Genomic DNA, 17161 nt, shown 5'->3' with positions numbered 1-17161 from the left:
TGTGACCATTGACAATAATGGTCACAAGTATAAGTATGGGTTCCTGTCCTGTTAATTAAGGGAACCCATGCTCGGACTTAAACCTGTCACCTTTGCTGTCTGTCTGTTGCCGTTTGCCCTTGTGGCCTGCGGTGAGGCTTCCGATAACCGCGATCCACGCAGTCTGCCACCTCTGGTCAGGTCTGCCGCAGCGATCAATGCAACCGACTTTTCCCGTGCTTTTACGGGGGTGGTGGTTGCACGAATTCAGAGCGACCTTGGTTTCAGGGTTCAAGGCAAAATCCTGGAACGTCTCGTCGATACCGGTCAGACCGTGAAACGTGGTCAGCCGTTAATGCGTCTGGACCCGGTTGATCTGAGCCTACAGGCTCAGGCTCAACAGCAGGCAGTCGCCGCAGCAAAAGCGCGAGCCCGACAGACAGCGGATGATGAATCGCGTTATCGCGGTCTGGTCACTACAGGTGCTGTGTCGGCATCCGCTTACGATCAGGTTAAGGCTGCCGCAGAGACGGCCAGGGCTGACCTCAGTGCCGCCCAGGCGCAGGCGAATGTGGCGCAAAACGCCATGGGCTATGCAGTCCTGGTCGCTGACGCCGACGGAGTGGTGATGGACACGCTGGCCGAGCCAGGTCAGGTGGTCAGTGCCGGACAGCCAGTTATCAGGCTGGCGAGGGCTGGACAACGCGAAGCGGTCGTCCAACTGCCTGAGACGCTGCGCCCGGTAATTGGAAGCGTGGCACAGGCCTCTCTGTACGGCAGCGATACACCCTCTGTTTCCGCGAAGCTACGGTTACTCTCTGATGCAGCCGATCCGCTGACGCGCACGTTTGAAGCAAGGTACGTGCTCGACGGTCCATTGTCTGGTGCCCCTCTGGGGGCCACTGTCACCATCCATATTGCGCAGAGCAGAGCATCGCAGCCGTTGCTGCAGGTGCCTTTAGCGGCTGTTTTTGACGCGGGTAAAGGTCCGGGGGTCTGGAGCATTTCAGGAAATCCCGCCAGAGTGACCTGGCGGTCCGTACAGGTCGTGAGCCTCGGGGATGATGCAGCAAGCGTAACCGGCAGCCTTAAGCCTGGCGAACAGGTCGTAGCGCTGGGCGCTCATCTACTGCATGATGGTGAGACAGTCCGGCTGGCGAAGCAGAGCGATATCCGTGTCGCCGGGAGTCGTCCATGAGTCGCGGACGTTTCAATCTTTCCGCGCTCGCCGTACGCGAGCGTTCCGTTACGCTGTTTCTTATCCTGTTGATCACCGTTGCCGGTATTCTCTCGTTCCTTGGGCTGGGGCGCGCAGAAGACCCGCCTTTTACGGTCAAGCAGATGACCATCATTTCCGCCTGGCCTGGAGCAACGGCTAAGGAAATGCAGGATCAGGTGGCCGAACCGCTGGAGAAGCGTCTCCAGGAGCTCAAGTGGTATGACCGCACAGAGACCTACACGCGTCCCGGTCTGGCTTTTACCATGCTCTCATTGGTGGACAGCACTCCCCCCTCAGAGGTCCAGGAAGCGTTCTATCAGGCACGCAAAAAACTCAGCGACGAGGCTAAAAACTTGCCGGCAGGGGTGTCTGGGCCGATGGTTAACGATGAGTTTTCGGATGTCACGTTTGCGCTCTTTGCGCTGAAGGCAAAAGGCGAGTCACAGCGGCTACTGGTGCGCGATGCCGAGTCATTACGCCAGCGCTTATTACATGTTCCCGGGGTAAAAAAAGTCAATATTATCGGTGAGCAGGCCGAGCGGATATTTGTCTCATTTTCCCATGACCGTCTGGCAACCCTGGGGGTCTCTGCCCAGGATATCTTTGCAGCCCTGAACAACCAGAACGTGCTGACACCTGCGGGCTCGATAGATACCCGTGGGCCGCAGGTTTTTATCCGTCTGGATGGGGCTTTTGACACACTGGAAAAAATTCGTGAAACGCCGGTTGTGGTGCAAGGGAGGACGCTAAAGCTTTCCGATGTGGCGACGGTCGAGCGTGGCTACGAAGATCCGGCGACCTTTATGGTGCGTAATCAGGGCGAACCTGCACTTCTGCTGGGTATCGTGATGCGTGAGGGCTGGAATGGTCTGGAGCTGGGTAAAGCGCTGGATAAGGAAGCCGCCAGCATCAATGCGGACATGCCACTCGGCATGACATTCGTGAAAGTCACCGATCAGTCAGTTAACATCAGTTCCGCCGTAGATGAGTTCATGATCAAATTTTTCGTCGCGTTGCTGGTCGTGATGGTGGTCTGCTTTCTCAGTATGGGTTGGCGTGTGGGTGTGGTGGTCGCTGCTGCTGTGCCCCTGACGCTGGCTGTCGTCTTTGTGGTCATGGAGGCGTCAGGTAAAAACTTCGACCGTATTACCCTGGGCTCGCTCATCCTGGCCCTGGGGTTGTTGGTGGATGACGCCATCATTGCCATTGAAATGATGGTGGTGAAAATGGAGGAGGGGTACGACCGAATCAAAGCCTCAGCCTATGCATGGAGCCACACTGCTGCGCCGATGCTGGCAGGCACCCTGGTGACGGCCGTTGGCTTTATGCCCAACGGTTTTGCACAATCCACGGCGGGTGAATATACCAGCAATATGTTCTGGATTGTGGGAATTGCATTGATTGCCTCCTGGGTGGTGGCAGTGGTGTTCACCCCTTACCTTGGGGTGAAAATGCTGCCGGATATCAAAACGGTTCAAGGGGGGCACACAGCTATCTACAACACCCGCCGCTACAACCGTTTTCGTCAGTTACTGGCGCAGGTCATCGCGCGAAAATGGCTGGTCGCGGCTTCTGTCGTCGCGGTATTCACCGTTGCTGTTCTCGGCATGGCGCTGGTGAAAAAACAGTTTTTCCCGACGTCTGACCGGCCAGAGGTCCTTGTGGACGTCCAGATGCCGTATGGCTCGTCCATTGAACAAACCAGCGCCGCCGTGACGAAAATTGAGGACTGGCTGAAGCACCAGAAAGAAGCAAAAATCGTGACGGCTTATATCGGGCAAGGGGCTCCTCGTTTTTATCTCGCCATGGCACCCGAGCTACCTGATCCCTCTTTTGCGAAAATTGTTATCCTGACGGACAGTGAGGGAGCCCGTGAGGCGCTCAAGTTCCGTCTTCGCCAGGCTGCGGCTGATGGACTGGCTCCTGAGGCGCGAGTTCGCGTGACCCAACTGGTGTTTGGCCCTTACTCACCCTATCCGGTTGCCTTCCGTGTGACAGGGCCTGATCCGACGGTATTACGAGACATCGCGGACAAGGTGAAAATGCTGATGCAGGCCAGCCCGCTGATGAGAACGGTCAACACGGATTGGGGCTCACGCGTGCCAACACTGCATTTCACCCTGAATCAGGACCGCCTGCAGGCCGTGGGGCTGACGTCAAATGCCGTGGCCCAGCAGCTTCAATTCTTGCTTTCGGGTGTTCCTATCACCGCGGTGCGCGAAGATATCCGTTCGGTGCAGGTCGTGGGACGCGCTGCCGGCGATATCAGACTTGATCCGGCGAAAATAGAGGGTTTCACCCTGGTCGGTTCTGCAGGGCAGCGTATTCCGTTATCGCAGGTTGGCGAGGTCGAAGTGCGCATGGAAGACCCGGTCCTGCGACGTCGTGACCGTATGCTAACCATTACCGTGCGAGGCGATATTGCCGAATCCCTTCAGGCACCTGATGTTTCCACTGCGATTTTTAAACAACTGCAGCCCATCATCACAACGCTTCCGAATGGATACCGGGTTGAACAGGCGGGCTCTATTGAGGAGTCAGGGAAAGCTACCCAAGCGATGGTGCCGTTATTCCCTATCATGATAGCCATGACATTGCTGATCATTATCCTTCAGGTGCGTTCGATGTCGGCGATGGTGATGGTCTTTATGACCGCACCTCTGGGGCTGGTCGGTGTGGTGCCAACCTTGCTGCTCTTCAACCAGCCCTTTGGTATCAATGCGCTGGTTGGTTTGATTGCCCTGTCAGGGATCTTGATGCGTAACACGCTGATCCTCATCGGGCAGATTCATCACAACGAGCAGGAAGGGCTTGAACCCTATCATGCGGTCATTGAGGCAACGGTACAGCGCTCCAGGCCTGTACTGCTGACGGCGATGGCGGCCATTCTGGCCTTTATCCCGTTAACCCACTCGGTATTCTGGGGAACCCTGGCCTATACCCTGATAGGCGGGACACTGGGTGGAACCATTATTACGCTGGTGTTCCTGCCTGCTATGTATGCTATCTGGTTCCGGATAAAGAGCCCAACGGCAACCTTGCCAACCGAAAGCCATTTCACGTCTGAAGGATTAAAAAATGTCTGAATATAAAGCTGTTCTGATTGCCGGCGTTTCATCAGGCATTGGCAGGGCTGCCGCCTTGGCCCTTAAAGCCAGAGGTTGGTACCGTCAGGGATATCAATGGCGCTTCGCCGTTGAATGGCGTTGCGCTGACAGAAATGGATGTTCGTCATTTAAGCATCATGCCTAAGCTGGAATAAATTAAAGCCGATAGATATGCCAGTTGCGCAATACGGCGCAACTGGCATGATTTGGATAGTAACGTAAGATATTTTTCGTTTTCCAAGCGGACCTCGCGCATAGCGCGCTTCTCCTATAGATTGAAGCAACCTAATGACGTATAAAGCAAAGCAGTCAACCTCCGAGGCCGCCTCCCGTGATAAAAATTGTCGTGTATCTGATTATCGCCGTGACGATCGCCATTATTGCGGCAAGAGTCATCTTTCGTTTGCCGGATATTTCGCAGCGTCTGCCGCAGGCGGCATTGCCGGCGGATCCTACCGCGCTATTGCCGGCGCGGGCCGCCGAACAGATGGCGGCACATTCCGGCCTGAGCGGCGTGGTGCCGCTGGTCAGCGGCCACGATGCGTTCGCCAGCCGCCTGGCGCTGGCGCGGATGGCGGAAAGGTCTATCGACGCTCAGTACTACATCTGGCATAACGACACCTCCGGGCAGATCCTGCTGAAAACCCTGTATGACGCGGCCCAACGTGGGGTGCGCGTGCGGCTGCTGCTGGACGATAACGGCGTCGCCATGGATGAGACGCTGGCGGCGCTGAACGCCCAGGAAAACGTCGAGATCCGTCTGTTCAATCCGTCCACCGTACGTACGCCGAAGCTGGCCGGTTACGCCTTCGACTTTATGCGCATGAACCGGCGCATGCATAACAAGTCCTACATCGTCGACGGCGCCGTGGCGATCATCGGCGGCCGCAACATCGGCGACGAGTATTTTCAGGTCGGTGACGAAAACTATTTCCTCGATCTCGACGTGTTGAGCGTCGGCAACGTGGTGGCGGAGACCGCCGAGGTCTTCGATCGCTACTGGAACAGCGCCTCGGTGTTCGGCGTTGAGCAGATTATTCGGGGAAAAGGCGATCTTTCCGCCTTCCTGACGCAGGCCGTCGCCACCGAAACCAGCGAGCGCGCCCGTAAACTGGCGGTGCAGCTGGAAACCAGCGCGGTGCGCTTTCGCGATGGCGCCATACAGCCGGAATTCACCCAGGTAGAGCTGGTGGCCGACGATCCGGCGAAAGGGTTGGGCAAGGCTTCGCGCGATCGTTTGATGGTGACGCAACTGGGTAAGATCATCGGAGGCGTCAGCCAGCAATTGGATCTGGTCTCCGCCTATTTCGTGCCGGGGCGAGAAGGGGCGACTTTCTTTGAATCGCTTGCCAAACAGGGGAAATCCATTCGCGTGCTGACCAACGCGATGAACACCACCGACGTGCTGGTGGTGCATGCGGGCTACGCCAAATACCGACGTGAGCTGCTGCAGGCGGGCGTCGAACTGTTCGAGCTGAAGCTGCGCGCCGGTCAACCGACCGGGCGCAAGGAGCTCAAGCCGCTGGGGCTGTCCGGCGCGGCGCTGCATGCCAAAACCTTCGCCATCGACGATAAGCGGGTGTTTATCGGATCGTTCAATTTCGATCCGCGCTCGGCGCACCTGAACTGCGAAATGGGATTCTTGATCGACAGCCCGGCGCTGGCGGCCGACACCCGCCAACTGTTTGATGGCCCGCTTGAGTACGCCGCCTATCGGCCGGTATTGACGCCCGAAGGCAAAATGGTGTGGAAAGAAGCCTTCGAAGACGGCCATACCGAGGTACACCAGCAAGAACCCGGTGCCGGCTGGGTAAAACGCATCGTTCTTACCGTGGCCGGCTGGTTGCCTATCGAGTGGATGTTGTAACGCCGGCGAAGGCCGTCAACACCTGTTGAGTCAACCGCTGCAAGGGAACCTCGCCCGCGATGATCGCAACGAGGCGCGCATCCTCAAACAGGGCGAGGGAGGGCACGGATTTGATGCCAAACGCAGGGGCGAGCGTCGGCGCCTGCGCGACGTCAATGCTGCCGAAGGCGATCTCGTTGGCGTGACGGTGCAGCTGTTCAACGATCCCCTGCATATTTTGGCAGGGGCGACACCAGGAGGCGGAAAAGTAGAGGATGGCCCGCTGCCCCTTGGGTTTATCCGCATCATAGAGGAAATGGGCCACCTCATGGGGCTCTGCCAGGTTCGTGATCGTCATGGCAGGCTCCCGACGATCTCTATCCCCATCCAAAACATCGTGACGATTTGTGTGAAAAAGAAAGCGAAACGCCATGTGGCGACGTTTTCCGTCTGCTCGAAACCGATGTGAACCAGACTCTGCGCCATGCGCGCGCCGAGCAGCACCAGAGACAAGACATTCAGCGTCGTGCTTTCCACCTGAAATACAGCTATCGCCACGACGAGGGCCGTATAAACCGGCAAATTTTCAATGCAGTTGCGATGCGCCGCAATGGCGCGCTGGTAGCTATCGCTGCCCTGTGGTTTGTTCGCTTGCCATTCGCTCACCGTGGCACGGCCGGTTAAAATTCTGGACCAGCGATAAACGCCGACGGTGCCGAATAGAATCAATAAGGTCCAGCCGGCAAACGCCAGCAGTACCAGGGTTGGCATATTCATAATGCATTCTCACTTGTGTTGGGGAAGGCCTGCGGCCTCAGGGAGAGCCACTTGGCATGAATACAAGGTTATATTAGATTTATGTAAATTAGCAATATCTAATTTAAATGGTGCTAATATAATGCTGTGCCAGCGTCTGAAAGCCGCTATAATGCGGCTGAATGATGACGGGGCCGTGATTGACCATGAATGCAAAAGCTAGCCAAGATCCCTTTCTGATCGAAGGGGCGATTGAAGCCGCCAGGCTGTTGAAAGCGATAGGCAACGAACACCGCTTGCTGGTGCTGTGCCTGCTATTGAAACACGATGAGATTGCCGTGGGGGAGCTACAACAATTGGTGCCGCTAAGCCAATCGGCGCTGTCGCAGCACCTGGCGAAAATGCGCAATGAAGGTCTGGTGACGTACCGACGCGAAGCGCAAACCTTGTTTTACCGCATCGATAACCCAAACGTGGCGAAAGTGATCGCCACGCTCAGAGAGATTTACGCGCCGAAGTGAACAGGGCGTTGATCGCCGGCCGAGATTCGCTTATCGGTTGGCGTCCGCATCACCAGAGAGTTTAAAAGTAAACAACGCCGTTTCATGAACACGGCCCGGTGTCCAGCAGCTGCGTGCGATGGCGCTTTTGGTGTCGCGATAGAACTCTGGGGTGCCCGTCAGCACGATATTTCTGGCTTTACCCTTATCATCAACATCAAACGTTGCGCTCACTTCGCCTTCGCGTTTTTCTGCCTTCGCAGAGGCGGAATAGTGCGGCCGCTCATAAAAAACTTGTCCGTCGCATCCCAAGTTAGGCGGTTGCTTTGCCGTTGGAACATCGCTGCCTGCACGCCAGGCATAAACGCAATCATTCACCGCACTGGCTTTTTCACAGCCATCAGGCTGCATTGGCACGCAGCCGGCAAGTGCCAGGCTCAGCGGGAGGAGGGTGAGTCGTGACATGGCATTTCCTGCATGACTTATCAATCAGATAACGTATATTTTCGCTGAGCGTAGAGTATTTGGAAAGAGAAATGATGCAGCGTCTGTCGATATAAATCGACCGTGTTTTTCGGCAGCGTGACAAAGCAGATTTTATTGGATGTTATTTCATTGAATTATATTTTTTATATTATTTACCGATAAAGATTACTGGCGTGTTTAATTATTTCCCAAGGCGGTAAAATCGGAAAAAATGACCGATTGGATTATTCTTTTCTGTAGCCACTTCGGCAGAAACCAAAGGATCTTCCGCCATGCGCATGATGAAAGCCGCTGCCTTTATCGAAAAGGGGCGAATAGAACTCATTGAAAAACCTATTCCTTCCCCTGGTCCCAACGATGCCTTGCTCAAAATAACCACGACGACAATCTGCGGCACGGATATTCATATCCTCAAGGGAGAGTACGCGGTGCCGCGTAGGTTGACCATTGGCCATGAGCCGGTCGGCATTATTGAAAAGTTGGGAAGCAATGTTAAAGGCTTTCAAGAGGGGCAGCGGGCATTGGCTGGGGCTATTTGCCCCTCTTTTACCTCCTATTCATGTCAGGACGGCTTTCCCGCGCAGGACGGTTCCTATTTACCTGAATGCCGCTGCCATGGCTATAAAGCCACGGCGGGTTGGCGCTTCGGCAACGTTATCGACGGCACTCAGGCTGAATATGTCTTGGTGCCTGATGCGGAAGCTAATCTGGCGCTCATCCCCGACGGTCTGACGGATGAACAGGTGCTAATGTGTCCGGATGTGATGTCTACCGGTTTCAAAGGGGCAGAAAATGCCAACATTAACATTGGCGATACGGTAGCCATTTTCGCCCAGGGCCCGATCGGCTTATGTGCCACCGCGGGGGCTCGCCTGCGGGGCGCCAGCCTGATTATTGCCATCAGCAGCTCTCCCGAAAAGCTGATGATGGCGGGAAAAATGGGGGCAAACGTCTTGTTGAATTACAAGGAAACCGATGTGATTGATGAAATATTCAAGATTACGGCAGGGCGCGGCGTGGATGCCAGCATCGAGTGTTTGGGGACGCAGGCCACCTTTAATCAGGCGCTGCGAGTCTTAAAACCCGGTGGCACATTGTCCAGCCTTGGCGTCTATAGCGACGATATTCAATTGCCTGTCGAGGCGTTTGCCTATGGGCTTGGCGATCATACGATTCGGTCGGCTCTGTGCCCCGGCGGCAAGGAACGGATGCGCAGAATGATGAACGTGATCCAGCATGGCGGTTTGGATCTCACGCCGTTCGTGACGCATCGTTTTCAACTGGAGAATATTGCCGAGGCTTACCACCTGTTCTCCGAAAAGCGCGATGGCGTGATTAAGTTGGCGATAACCCCGTAACGTGATGAACTCTGCGCAGCGGCCGTGGCCGCCGCGCAGGGTGTTATTGGCTGATCGTCTGCTGTAGCGCCTGAACGGAAGAGACGATGCCGGCATCGACCGACATGGTCAAATCTTCCATTTCCAACGACACCCAGTCGTTGTAGCCCATCATGCGCACCACCGAGAAGAATTCCTTCCACCACTGCAGATCCCGGCCGCAGCCGACGGCGACATAGTTCCAGGCGCGGCCGGCCACCTCGTCGATCGGTTTGGTTTCCAGCAGTCCGTTAACTTCGACGACACCGCGTTCCAGGCGAACGTCTTTGCCGTGTACATGGTGAATGGCGGGACCAAGGGCGCGAGCGACCGCGATGGGATCCGCGCCCATCCAGATCAAATGGCTGGGATCGAGGTTCAGGCCCACCATCGGGCCAACGGCCTCGCGCAGCCGGAACAGCGTTTCCGGGTTCCACACCAGCATGGCGCTGAAGTTTTCCAGCGCAAAGCGCTCAACGCCGCACGCTTTGGCTCGGGCGACCAGTGCCTGCCAATAGGGGATCGCCACCTCATTCCATTGATAATCCAGACAGTTTTTCACCGTCGGCGGCCAGCTGACGGTATAGGTGATCCAGTTGGGGATGGTGTCATGCGGGCTGGCCGGCGGCAGGCCGCTCATCATGACGATCTTCTTCACCCCCAACAGGCCAGCCAGCTCCAGCGTATTATCGGTTTGCCGCAGATGGCGCTGCCCCAGCTCGCCCGGATCGAGCGGATTGCCGGAGACATTGAGCGCGGCAATCTCCATGCCGCGGCTGGCCAGCGCCTGTTGCAGCTGCCGGCGTTTGGCGGGATTGGCCAGCAGATCGTCGGCATCCAGATGGGGCGCAGAGGACCAACCGCCGGTGGTCATTTCCACGCCGCGCACCCCCAGCTCCAGCAGCCGATCCAGCATCGGCTCGAAGGGTAAATGGCCCAGGCTGTCGGTACAGAACGAAAGTTTCATGGTGCTTTCCTTATTGGTAATTGACCCAGGTGGCGCCGTTGTCGGCGGAGCGAACGCAGTTTTCAATCCAGCGCACGCCTTCCAATCCGGCATCGATATCCGGATAGATCAGCGCGGCCAGCGTCTGCCGATCGCCGCGCTGACTGGCGCTGATCGCGATGGCGAACTTGAGGTAGATATTGGCCCAGGATTCGGCCAGCCCTTCGGTATGCAGCGCGCCGAGCCGCTCTTCGGCCAGCGCGCTGTCGTCCAGATAGGGCATGCCGTGGTGCAGCGTTTGGTTGGGCCGCCCCTGGATCTCATAGCGCAATTCGCCGGGCGTGGAATCGCTCCATTGCAGGCTGGCGCGTGAGCCCACCACGCGGATGCTTTGGCTGTCCATCGCGCCGGCGTTGATGGCAGAAGCCCACATGCGCCCAACGGCGCCGTTTTCGTAGTGCATGAGCACCATGGCGTTGTCTTCCAACGGAGCGCGGGAAGAGATAAAGCTTTGGCGATCGCACAGTAGGGAGGCAATTTTCATGTCGGGCATCACCAGCTGCGAGATGTAGAAGGTGTGGGTGGAAATATCACCCAGCACAAAAGAGGGGCCGGCGATTTTCGGGTCGACGCGCCACTTTTGTGCCTCGAACGTGTCCGCGCTTTCGTTGGCATTGAAGCCGTGGGTGTACTGCAATTCGACCATGCGTATTTCGCCGATGTCGCCGTTCGCGATCATGGCGCGCATCTGCATCAGCAGCGGATGGCCGGAGAAGCCGTAGGTTACGCCGACGATAAGGCCTTTCTCCGCCGCCAGCGCCTTGATTTCTCTCGCCTCCGCCGTGGTGAAGAACAGCGGCTTTTCGCAGATGACATGCAGGCCGGCATTCAGCGCGGCGCGCGTGATTTCATAGTGGGTGCCGTTAGGGGTGGCGATGGTCACCACCTCAACGCCATCTTCGCGGTTAGCTTCTTGCTCCAGCAGCTGTTGATAGTTGTCATAGCAGCGTTCGGCGGGCACGCCGAGATTGACGCCAAACTCACGTCCGCGCGCCGCGTCGATATCAAAGGCGCCGGCAACCAGCCGATAGGCGGTGTTGTCGCGCAGTGCGCCGGAACGGTGTTTGTAGCCCACCTGGCTGAGGCGGCCGCCGCCGATCATCGCCCAACGCAGCGGGCGAGGGATGCTTCTTTCACCATTTAACATGCTGACTCCTGATACTGTGGTTTTGCACTCGGGTGCAAAGTGGGTTGAAAAAGAGAGTGGCAACGGCTTATTTCTGATTCATCTGTGCAAATTGCGGGTAGTTTTCTCGCGTCACGGTGGCGTAGGGTACCCAGTTATAGGGCTCGGTTTTGGCGTGATCCAACATCGCTCGGGTCACCTGCACCGCACCGATCGCCTGGGCTTTGGCATCCTGGAAAATGGTCACCGCCAGGTCGCCATTTTTGATAAATTGCAGGCCGTCGGGCGTGCCATCGATACCGGCAACCAGCACGTCGCGCTTTTTGGCCTGTTTCAGCGCCATGATCGCGCCGATGGCCATCTCATCGTTGTTGGCGGCGATCGCATCGATCGCCGCGCCGTTCAGCAACCAGCCGGAAACCACGTCGACCGCTTCATTGCGTTGCCATTTGGCGGTTTGTTTCTCTACCACTTTCAGGTCTTTGTATTTGGCGATCACCGTTTCCACTGCACGGGTGCGTTCGCGAGTTTCTTCGTTGGAGAGGGCGCCCATCAGGATCGCCACGTTGCCGCGGTAATTCATTTTTTTCGCCAGGGCCTCCATCTGCAGGCGGCCGCTGAGCGCCGAGTCGGAGCCGACGTAGGCCGTCGCGCCGCTGAGCGGCACTTCGGGTTTGCGGTTGACGAAGATAAGGGGGACCGCGGCGCGTTGGGCGGCCGCTATCATCGGCTGGACGCCTTGCGTATCGACTGGGTTGAGGATAATGGCGTCCACGCCCTGATTAATCAGATCGTCTACCTGCTGCACCTGCAGGGCGACATCGCCTTTGGCATCGACGAACTGGCCTTGCAGCTGTTGCGCAGCCAGTTCTCGCGCCATTTGGCTGCGTAGGATGGAGACGAAGTTGAGATCGAAGTTGGCCAGCGCCACGCCGACCTGGTAGGTCTTGGCCTGGGCGGTCACGACAAACAGCGAGCAGGCTAACATCAACAGCAGTCTGGTTTTTTTCATTACGGTATCCTGTTGAGAAGAGAGGTGTTATGTAAAAACAGTTCTTTTGCAACCGGGTGCAAAGCAGGAGACAAAACCGCGATGAGTCTCTGAATGCCACCGTGAATGTCGGCCATGAAGAAAATTTGGTCAACAGGGGAAAGGTGAAAACAGCGCGGACGATCACAAACTCTTTACCTTTTGCACCCGGTTGCATAACAAATTGCAATCGGGTGCAAAAACGGGACATAATCGCAGCAGGTATGCCGGCAGGCGCTTAGGGGATCTGAGCGAGCAGGGTATAGTGTGACTTCACCGAAGCAGGGATCGACGCAACCATGACGAAACACCACAAAGCCACCGCCAGCGACGTCGCCGAAAAGGCCGGCGTCTCCAAATGGACGGTATCGCGCGCTTTTACGCCCGGCGCGTCGATCTCAGACAGCGCGCGTGAAAGCGTACTGGCGGCGGCGGCCGAGCTGGGCTATCGACCCAATCTGCTGGCGCGCAGCCTGTCGCAAAAACGCACGCACATCATAGGCGTAGCCATCGACGAGATGAAGAACCCGCATTCGATGATGATGCTCGATATGGTCACCAAACAGCTGCAAACCCGCGGCTATATGGCGCTGCTGCTGAACATCACCGCCGGGGAAAACTACCGGGCGGTAATGGCGATGGCCGACCAGCTGCAGGTCGATGGCATTCTGTTCCTGGCGACGGTGTTAACCCAAGAGTGGGCGGCGATTGCGCAAGATCTGCATCAGATCCCGCTGGTGCAGGTATGCCGCAATACGGAAAGTGAACACATTGATGTGGTGAACATCGACGGCTACCGCGCTGGCGAAGAGATCGCCACGCTGCTGATAGAGCAAGGTCATCGGCGCTTTGGCTACATGAAGGGGCCGGATACGCAAAGTAGCCATTTGCTGCGCATGGAAGGCTACCGCGACAAACTGATGGCCGCCGGTTTTCAGCTGGATCGGGTGCTCACCGCTGGCCACTACGATCGCCAGCGCGGTTTCCAACTGATGAGTGAATACCTGCAGGCAACGCCGGAAAGTGAGCGGGTTGAAGCGCTGTTCTGCGAGAACGACGTGCTGGCACTGGGGGCGCTCGAAGCGCTCAGGCAAGTAGCACCGTCGTCAGCCATGGCCGTGGTAGGTTTCGACGATATCGACGAGGCCGGCTCAGCCAACTGGGCGCTGACCAGCTACAGCCAACGTATTGACCGGCTGGTCGAAGAGGCCTTGAATCGCTTGCTCGACAATCGCGCCACGGCAGACGGCGCTTGGCGGCACGGGGAATTGCGGGTTCGGCGGTCGCATTTGGCTGGGAAACCGGCGTAAGGATTTCTTTTTGTGTGACAATGTCACTATTGAGGCTTGATGAGAGCACATCGAGATGGAAAGAAGAAACTCTATAGAAGAGAAAGCGTTACATCCAGAGGGCCCATCGCCAGCGGTGGTAAGTACCGCTGGGAACGCCATGGCAAACAGGTGGACGATGAGCAGTTGCCGCTGCGTGAAAGTATGCATGGGCAGATACAACATGGCATGGATTACACGCCGCTATTTCAATTTCTGCTCAGTAAAGTGGGCCAACCCTGGAATGAAGTACATAGCGAAGCGGTAAGTCGGTTGGATAAAGAAGCGCCTATTTTTTACCTGGTGGCGCTGCACCGTAAAAACTGGCAGAGCTATGTCTGCTGTGGTGAGTCGAGCTATTACAGCGGACTATGCATCGATGATCACGGGATACTGCAGAAAGTGAACCCGGCATTCACCGCAGAAGATGTGCCGGTGAGATGCCGCTGTTGTACCTATACGTTCAACGGGGAACTCGTACCCGTCACGGAAAAGAACTGGCAAAAACCCTATGAGAAGGAATCCTGGGAATAGTCAGGTTTCACGAGTGTCATTCTGATGTAGATTGACCGCCGAAGTTTGCCAGATTTCACGTAGCGCGATCAAAAAAGGAGGGCATTTTGACCCATTTTGCACAGTGGCTTAGCCAAATTCAGGCGCTTGAGGTTGAACTGCACCAGCCAACAACGCGCTGCGATCCGAAACATGTCGCGGCATTGTTGCATGAAGACTTTGAAGAGATTGGTCGTTCAGGCCTACGTTATGACAAATGCCAAACCGTTGCGGCGCTGGAGATGGAAACGGATTATCCGCCAATTTTCGCCGAAGGTTTTAAGCTGGCGCAAATCAGTGAAGGCGCCGTGTTGCTGACGTATAAAAGTTTTCAGCATGACGCGCAGGGCCGCGCCGTTCGTTGCACCGAACGCTCATCGATTTGGCTCCTGACGGAAAAGGCGGGTTGGCAGATGCGCTTTCATCAAGGTACGCCGACTAAGGGTTAAACTGAGATGGGTTGATAGATGGGCTTAAACATAAAAAAGGATGTCAGCCTGATAAGCCTTGAAGGTGAGGTGAGAAAGGACGGGCAGGATAACCCCCGTGCGTACCCAGTAATTCTATTTAACATAATATACATTATGCGCACCTAAGTAATGATATGTGGATTCTGCCGTCCAGGTCTGATCATGGGCTTTCTCATGCGGTTAACCATATCAGCGCCAGCTGCTCATGCCGCTGAACAAATTCGTTTTTCAACCGGCCATAAGCCGCCGGGTTTTGCCGGCTGTCTTCTGCTGCCTGACGTTTGATTGCCGCATATTGCTGAGCAACACCATGATGCTTGCGCAGATAATCTCTGAACACCAAATGTCGGATCGCCTGTTCACTTCCTGCAGTAAATACATGATTGCCGTTTCCCTTGATGTAGTAACGCCTGCCGGCTATGCCGTTCTCGCCGCGCGGCGTAGCTCTCATATCATGCATCCTGTCATTCAAACCATCCAACGTCGCCAGGCTTTCAACTTCTAGCAAGATATCAATCGCTGGTTTGGCCGGCAGCTCCGGCCTGCTGATGAATTGCCGTTAACATGCCGGCCGGTATGCGCTCTGCCATTTCCCGCTCCAGTAATGATGACCGGACATGATTTTCTATGGCGGCTACCTGCCGGTATTGGCCAAAAATCCTCTGCTTTTTTGATCGCGCTACGTGAAATCTGATAAAACGTGGCGGCTACGATACTGCAGATTTCATCCAAACGCGTCACTTAAACGGGCAGTATTTGCCTGTTAAATGCGCATTGGCGTGCGTTTGCATCGCTTTCTGCGCCCAACACGGCGTTGGCTATACTGAATGGGAACATTCTTTCACGCTCAAGGAGCCTCCCCATGTTTGATCATGTGAAATTTGGCGTCAGCGACTTTGCCCTCAGCAAAGCGTTTTTCCTCAATGCGCTGGCGCCACTGGGCGTAAAGATCGTTGCCGAAGGCGAACCCGACTATGGCGTTGAGCTGTGCCGCGATCGAGATAACGTGTCATTATGCCTGTTTCAGACCGATGAAAAACCGGCGCATCTGCACCTGGCATTTGCCGCAAGCAGCCGTGAACAGGTCGATGCGTTCTATCACGCCGCGTTAAACGCCGGCGGCAAAGACAATGGCGCGCCCGGCTTGCGGCCCAATTACCATGCCCATTACTATGCGGCATTTGTGATCGCCCCGGATGGCCACAATATCGAGGCGGTTTGCCATCACCCGATGGATTAGTAATTTTCCCTGTTAAAACAGTCTATTAATTAAGAATTAATACAATCTATTTAACATAACGTAATTGTGATACGGTCACCTATAGTTACCCTGTCACGTCAATCCACTCCGCTCCGGTGATGCTGGCCAGACGTTGCGGCGCAATTCTCACGCCTGAGTTATCGCTGCCGCCTGCCGGAAGCACTTCACCGTAACTGCACAGGCTGCGGTCGCAGTAAATTCTCACCGTTTCCGGTGCGGCAAAGGGGCAAACGCCGCCGGGCGGATAGCCGGTTAATGCTTCAACCTCTTCCGCCGGCAGCATACGCGCCTTCACGCCGAAGAATTGCTTGTACTTCTTGTTGTCGATTCTGGCGGTTCCCGCCATCACCAGCAGCACCACGCCATCGTTCACGCGAAACGACAGCGTCTTGGCGATCTGCCCGCTCTCCACGCCAAAGGCTTCCGCCGCCAGCGCTACCGTCGCGGTGTTCTTTGCCAGCACCGTCACCGTCGTCTCCGGTGCGTGCTCGGCCAGAAATCGCTGAACGCGCTCTATACTCATGCCCTTCCTCCTGATATTGCTAAGCCATTGATAATGCCGCAGTGATGGTTTCGGTTTTAACATCGCATGCTAAAAATGAGAATCAAAATTGTTCAAATCGCTGGATCTGAACAAAGCTTTAAGGGGCCAATGGCCTTTTTACCCATCATTTTTCATGGAGATGCCTGCATGACCACGCAAACGACAGCAAGGCCCTCAGCGGCCGCAGTGGCCGTCTATGAATGGCTCAACCCGATACCTTATGGATTTTTCACCGCGGCGCTAATTTTCGACATCATTTATGCCTGCACTGCCAATATTCAGTGGGTCAATGGCGCCAGTTGGCTAATCGCCATCGGCCTGATTTTTGCCATCATTCCTCGCCTGATTAACCTGGTGCAAGTATGGTTCGGCAGCGGCCGGCTGCTGGGTTCGTCGGTCAAACTCCATTTCTGGCTGAACCTGTTGGCCATCGTTCTCGCCATTATCAACGCTTTCGTGCATAGCCGGGATGCGTATGCCGTGGTGCCCCAAGGCCTGGTGCTGTCTGCGATCGTGGTCGCGCTGCTCAGCCTGGCGAATATTCTGCTGGCCCTTGGCGCCCGCGCAAAATAAGG

General features: G+C 56.1%; 19 protein-coding genes. 11 read left to right on the top strand and 8 right to left on the bottom strand.

Annotated elements, in window-relative coordinates:
* Positions 1–67 precede the first annotated feature (67 nt).
* The 4 genes from BVU99_RS15995 (at position 68) to BVU99_RS15985 (ending at position 6172) form a co-directional block, all read left to right on the top strand.
* Positions 68–1177, top strand: coding sequence for an efflux RND transporter periplasmic adaptor subunit (locus BVU99_RS15995; protein WP_099817620.1), 1110 nt, complete (start codon positions 68–70; stop codon positions 1175–1177).
* On the top strand, positions 1174–4284 hold the full coding sequence (locus BVU99_RS15990; protein WP_099817619.1) for an efflux RND transporter permease subunit: 3111 nt from the start codon (positions 1174–1176) through the stop codon (positions 4282–4284). Before BVU99_RS15995 ends, BVU99_RS15990 begins: the two co-directional genes overlap by 4 nt.
* Positions 4277–4450 carry a hypothetical protein gene (locus tag BVU99_RS25145; RefSeq protein WP_168186807.1) on the top strand — a complete coding sequence of 58 codons (174 nt, stop codon included), beginning with the start codon at positions 4277–4279 and terminating at the stop codon, positions 4448–4450. The genes BVU99_RS15990 and BVU99_RS25145 overlap by 8 nt, the downstream gene beginning before the upstream one ends.
* Positions 4451–4636: 186 nt before the next feature.
* Positions 4637–6172 (top strand): phospholipase D family protein, encoded by a 1536-nt coding sequence (locus BVU99_RS15985; protein WP_099817618.1) that lies wholly within the window; start codon positions 4637–4639, stop codon positions 6170–6172.
* On the opposite strand, the gene BVU99_RS15980 is transcribed toward BVU99_RS15985, so the two are convergent.
* Together BVU99_RS15980 and BVU99_RS15975 are read right to left on the bottom strand one after the other, a co-directional pair.
* Positions 6153–6509, bottom strand: coding sequence for a thioredoxin family protein (locus tag BVU99_RS15980; protein ID WP_099817617.1), 357 nt, complete (start codon positions 6507–6509; stop codon positions 6153–6155). The genes BVU99_RS15985 and BVU99_RS15980 overlap by 20 nt on opposite strands.
* Entirely contained in the window at positions 6506–6928 is a 423-nt protein-coding gene (locus tag BVU99_RS15975; protein ID WP_025302848.1) for an MAPEG family protein, read from the bottom strand. The genes BVU99_RS15980 and BVU99_RS15975 overlap by 4 nt, the downstream gene beginning before the upstream one ends.
* Positions 6929–7113: 185 nt before the next feature.
* Here BVU99_RS15975 and BVU99_RS15970 point away from each other — a divergent pair, with 185 nt between their 5' ends.
* Positions 7114–7428, top strand: a complete 315-nt coding sequence (locus BVU99_RS15970; RefSeq protein WP_049204041.1) for a metalloregulator ArsR/SmtB family transcription factor — start codon at positions 7114–7116, stop codon at positions 7426–7428.
* 30 nt (positions 7429–7458) lie between these two features.
* Here the strand turns inward: BVU99_RS15970 and BVU99_RS15965 are convergent, their stop codons facing one another.
* The gene (locus BVU99_RS15965; RefSeq protein WP_049207593.1) at positions 7459–7872 is read right to left on the bottom strand and encodes an energy transducer TonB; all 414 of its coding nucleotides are present in this window, start codon (positions 7870–7872) and stop codon (positions 7459–7461) included.
* Between the two features lie 293 nt (positions 7873–8165).
* On the opposite strand from BVU99_RS15965, the gene BVU99_RS15960 reads away from it, so the two are divergent.
* The gene (locus tag BVU99_RS15960) at positions 8166–9251 is read left to right on the top strand and encodes an NAD(P)-dependent alcohol dehydrogenase (RefSeq protein ID WP_025302850.1); all 1086 of its coding nucleotides are present in this window, start codon (positions 8166–8168) and stop codon (positions 9249–9251) included.
* Positions 9252–9294: 43 nt separating this feature from the next.
* Here the strand turns inward: BVU99_RS15960 and BVU99_RS15955 are convergent, their stop codons facing one another.
* From BVU99_RS15955 to BVU99_RS15945, 3 genes are all read right to left on the bottom strand, one after another.
* A complete protein-coding gene (locus tag BVU99_RS15955) occupies positions 9295–10236 on the bottom strand; it encodes a sugar phosphate isomerase/epimerase (protein ID WP_099817616.1) in 942 nt (313 codons plus the stop codon).
* Positions 10237–10246: 10 nt separating this feature from the next.
* Positions 10247–11422: a Gfo/Idh/MocA family oxidoreductase gene (locus tag BVU99_RS15950; protein WP_043137340.1), complete on the bottom strand. Its 1176-nt coding sequence runs from the start codon at positions 11420–11422 to the stop codon at positions 10247–10249.
* Between the two features lie 67 nt (positions 11423–11489).
* Positions 11490–12413 (bottom strand): substrate-binding domain-containing protein, encoded by a 924-nt coding sequence (locus BVU99_RS15945; RefSeq protein WP_049204043.1) that lies wholly within the window; start codon positions 12411–12413, stop codon positions 11490–11492.
* A 317-nt stretch (positions 12414–12730) separates the two neighbouring features.
* Here BVU99_RS15945 and BVU99_RS15940 point away from each other — a divergent pair, with 317 nt between their 5' ends.
* The 3 genes from BVU99_RS15940 (at position 12731) to BVU99_RS15930 (ending at position 14760) form a co-directional block, all read left to right on the top strand.
* On the top strand, positions 12731–13741 hold the full coding sequence (locus BVU99_RS15940; protein ID WP_049295620.1) for a LacI family DNA-binding transcriptional regulator: 1011 nt from the start codon (positions 12731–12733) through the stop codon (positions 13739–13741).
* A 39-nt stretch (positions 13742–13780) separates the two neighbouring features.
* Entirely contained in the window at positions 13781–14293 is a 513-nt protein-coding gene (locus BVU99_RS15935; RefSeq protein WP_025302855.1) for a hypothetical protein, read from the top strand.
* A gap of 86 nt (positions 14294–14379) precedes the next feature.
* A complete protein-coding gene (locus BVU99_RS15930) occupies positions 14380–14760 on the top strand; it encodes a nuclear transport factor 2 family protein (protein WP_025302856.1) in 381 nt (126 codons plus the stop codon).
* Between the two features lie 193 nt (positions 14761–14953).
* Here the strand turns inward: BVU99_RS15930 and BVU99_RS15925 are convergent, their stop codons facing one another.
* A complete protein-coding gene (locus BVU99_RS15925) occupies positions 14954–15331 on the bottom strand; it encodes a GrpB family protein (protein ID WP_099817615.1) in 378 nt (125 codons plus the stop codon).
* A 312-nt stretch (positions 15332–15643) separates the two neighbouring features.
* On the opposite strand from BVU99_RS15925, the gene BVU99_RS15920 reads away from it, so the two are divergent.
* A complete protein-coding gene (locus BVU99_RS15920) occupies positions 15644–16021 on the top strand; it encodes a VOC family protein (protein ID WP_025302858.1) in 378 nt (125 codons plus the stop codon).
* Between the two features lie 85 nt (positions 16022–16106).
* Here BVU99_RS15920 and BVU99_RS15915 read toward each other — a convergent pair whose 3' ends face one another.
* Positions 16107–16565 (bottom strand): YbaK/EbsC family protein, encoded by a 459-nt coding sequence (locus BVU99_RS15915; RefSeq protein ID WP_025302859.1) that lies wholly within the window; start codon positions 16563–16565, stop codon positions 16107–16109.
* A 168-nt stretch (positions 16566–16733) separates the two neighbouring features.
* Here BVU99_RS15915 and BVU99_RS15910 point away from each other — a divergent pair, with 168 nt between their 5' ends.
* Positions 16734–17159: a DUF2231 domain-containing protein gene (locus tag BVU99_RS15910; protein ID WP_025302860.1), complete on the top strand. Its 426-nt coding sequence runs from the start codon at positions 16734–16736 to the stop codon at positions 17157–17159.
* Positions 17160–17161: the final 2 nt, after the last annotated feature.

This window comes from Serratia sp. OLAL2 (assembly GCF_002752475.1).
Classification (GTDB): domain Bacteria; phylum Pseudomonadota; class Gammaproteobacteria; order Enterobacterales; family Enterobacteriaceae; genus Serratia; species Serratia bockelmannii.
This window is presented reverse-complemented; position numbering and strand designations above follow the sequence as displayed.

What these genes read in the sequence shown, in the direction of transcription:
- BVU99_RS15995 (WP_099817620.1), top strand. Translation starts at nt 68, where the DNA reads ATGCTCGGACTTAAACCTGTCACCTTTGCTGTCTGTCTGTTGCCGTTT.
- BVU99_RS15990 (WP_099817619.1), top strand. Translation starts at nt 1,174, where the DNA reads ATGAGTCGCGGACGTTTCAATCTTTCCGCGCTCGCCGTACGCGAGCGT.
- BVU99_RS25145 (WP_168186807.1), top strand. Translation starts at nt 4,277, where the DNA reads ATGTCTGAATATAAAGCTGTTCTGATTGCCGGCGTTTCATCAGGCATT.
- BVU99_RS15980 (WP_099817617.1), bottom strand. Translation starts at nt 6,509, where the DNA reads ATGACGATCACGAACCTGGCAGAGCCCCATGAGGTGGCCCATTTCCTC.
- BVU99_RS15975 (WP_025302848.1), bottom strand. Translation starts at nt 6,928, where the DNA reads ATGAATATGCCAACCCTGGTACTGCTGGCGTTTGCCGGCTGGACCTTA.
- BVU99_RS15970 (WP_049204041.1), top strand. Translation starts at nt 7,114, where the DNA reads ATGAATGCAAAAGCTAGCCAAGATCCCTTTCTGATCGAAGGGGCGATT.
- BVU99_RS15965 (WP_049207593.1), bottom strand. Translation starts at nt 7,872, where the DNA reads ATGTCACGACTCACCCTCCTCCCGCTGAGCCTGGCACTTGCCGGCTGC.
- BVU99_RS15960 (WP_025302850.1), top strand. Translation starts at nt 8,166, where the DNA reads ATGCGCATGATGAAAGCCGCTGCCTTTATCGAAAAGGGGCGAATAGAA.
- BVU99_RS15955 (WP_099817616.1), bottom strand. Translation starts at nt 10,236, where the DNA reads ATGAAACTTTCGTTCTGTACCGACAGCCTGGGCCATTTACCCTTCGAG.
- BVU99_RS15950 (WP_043137340.1), bottom strand. Translation starts at nt 11,422, where the DNA reads ATGTTAAATGGTGAAAGAAGCATCCCTCGCCCGCTGCGTTGGGCGATG.
- BVU99_RS15945 (WP_049204043.1), bottom strand. Translation starts at nt 12,413, where the DNA reads ATGAAAAAAACCAGACTGCTGTTGATGTTAGCCTGCTCGCTGTTTGTC.
- BVU99_RS15940 (WP_049295620.1), top strand. Translation starts at nt 12,731, where the DNA reads ATGACGAAACACCACAAAGCCACCGCCAGCGACGTCGCCGAAAAGGCC.
- BVU99_RS15935 (WP_025302855.1), top strand. Translation starts at nt 13,781, where the DNA reads ATGAGAGCACATCGAGATGGAAAGAAGAAACTCTATAGAAGAGAAAGC.
- BVU99_RS15920 (WP_025302858.1), top strand. Translation starts at nt 15,644, where the DNA reads ATGTTTGATCATGTGAAATTTGGCGTCAGCGACTTTGCCCTCAGCAAA.
- BVU99_RS15915 (WP_025302859.1), bottom strand. Translation starts at nt 16,565, where the DNA reads ATGAGTATAGAGCGCGTTCAGCGATTTCTGGCCGAGCACGCACCGGAG.
- BVU99_RS15910 (WP_025302860.1), top strand. Translation starts at nt 16,734, where the DNA reads ATGACCACGCAAACGACAGCAAGGCCCTCAGCGGCCGCAGTGGCCGTC.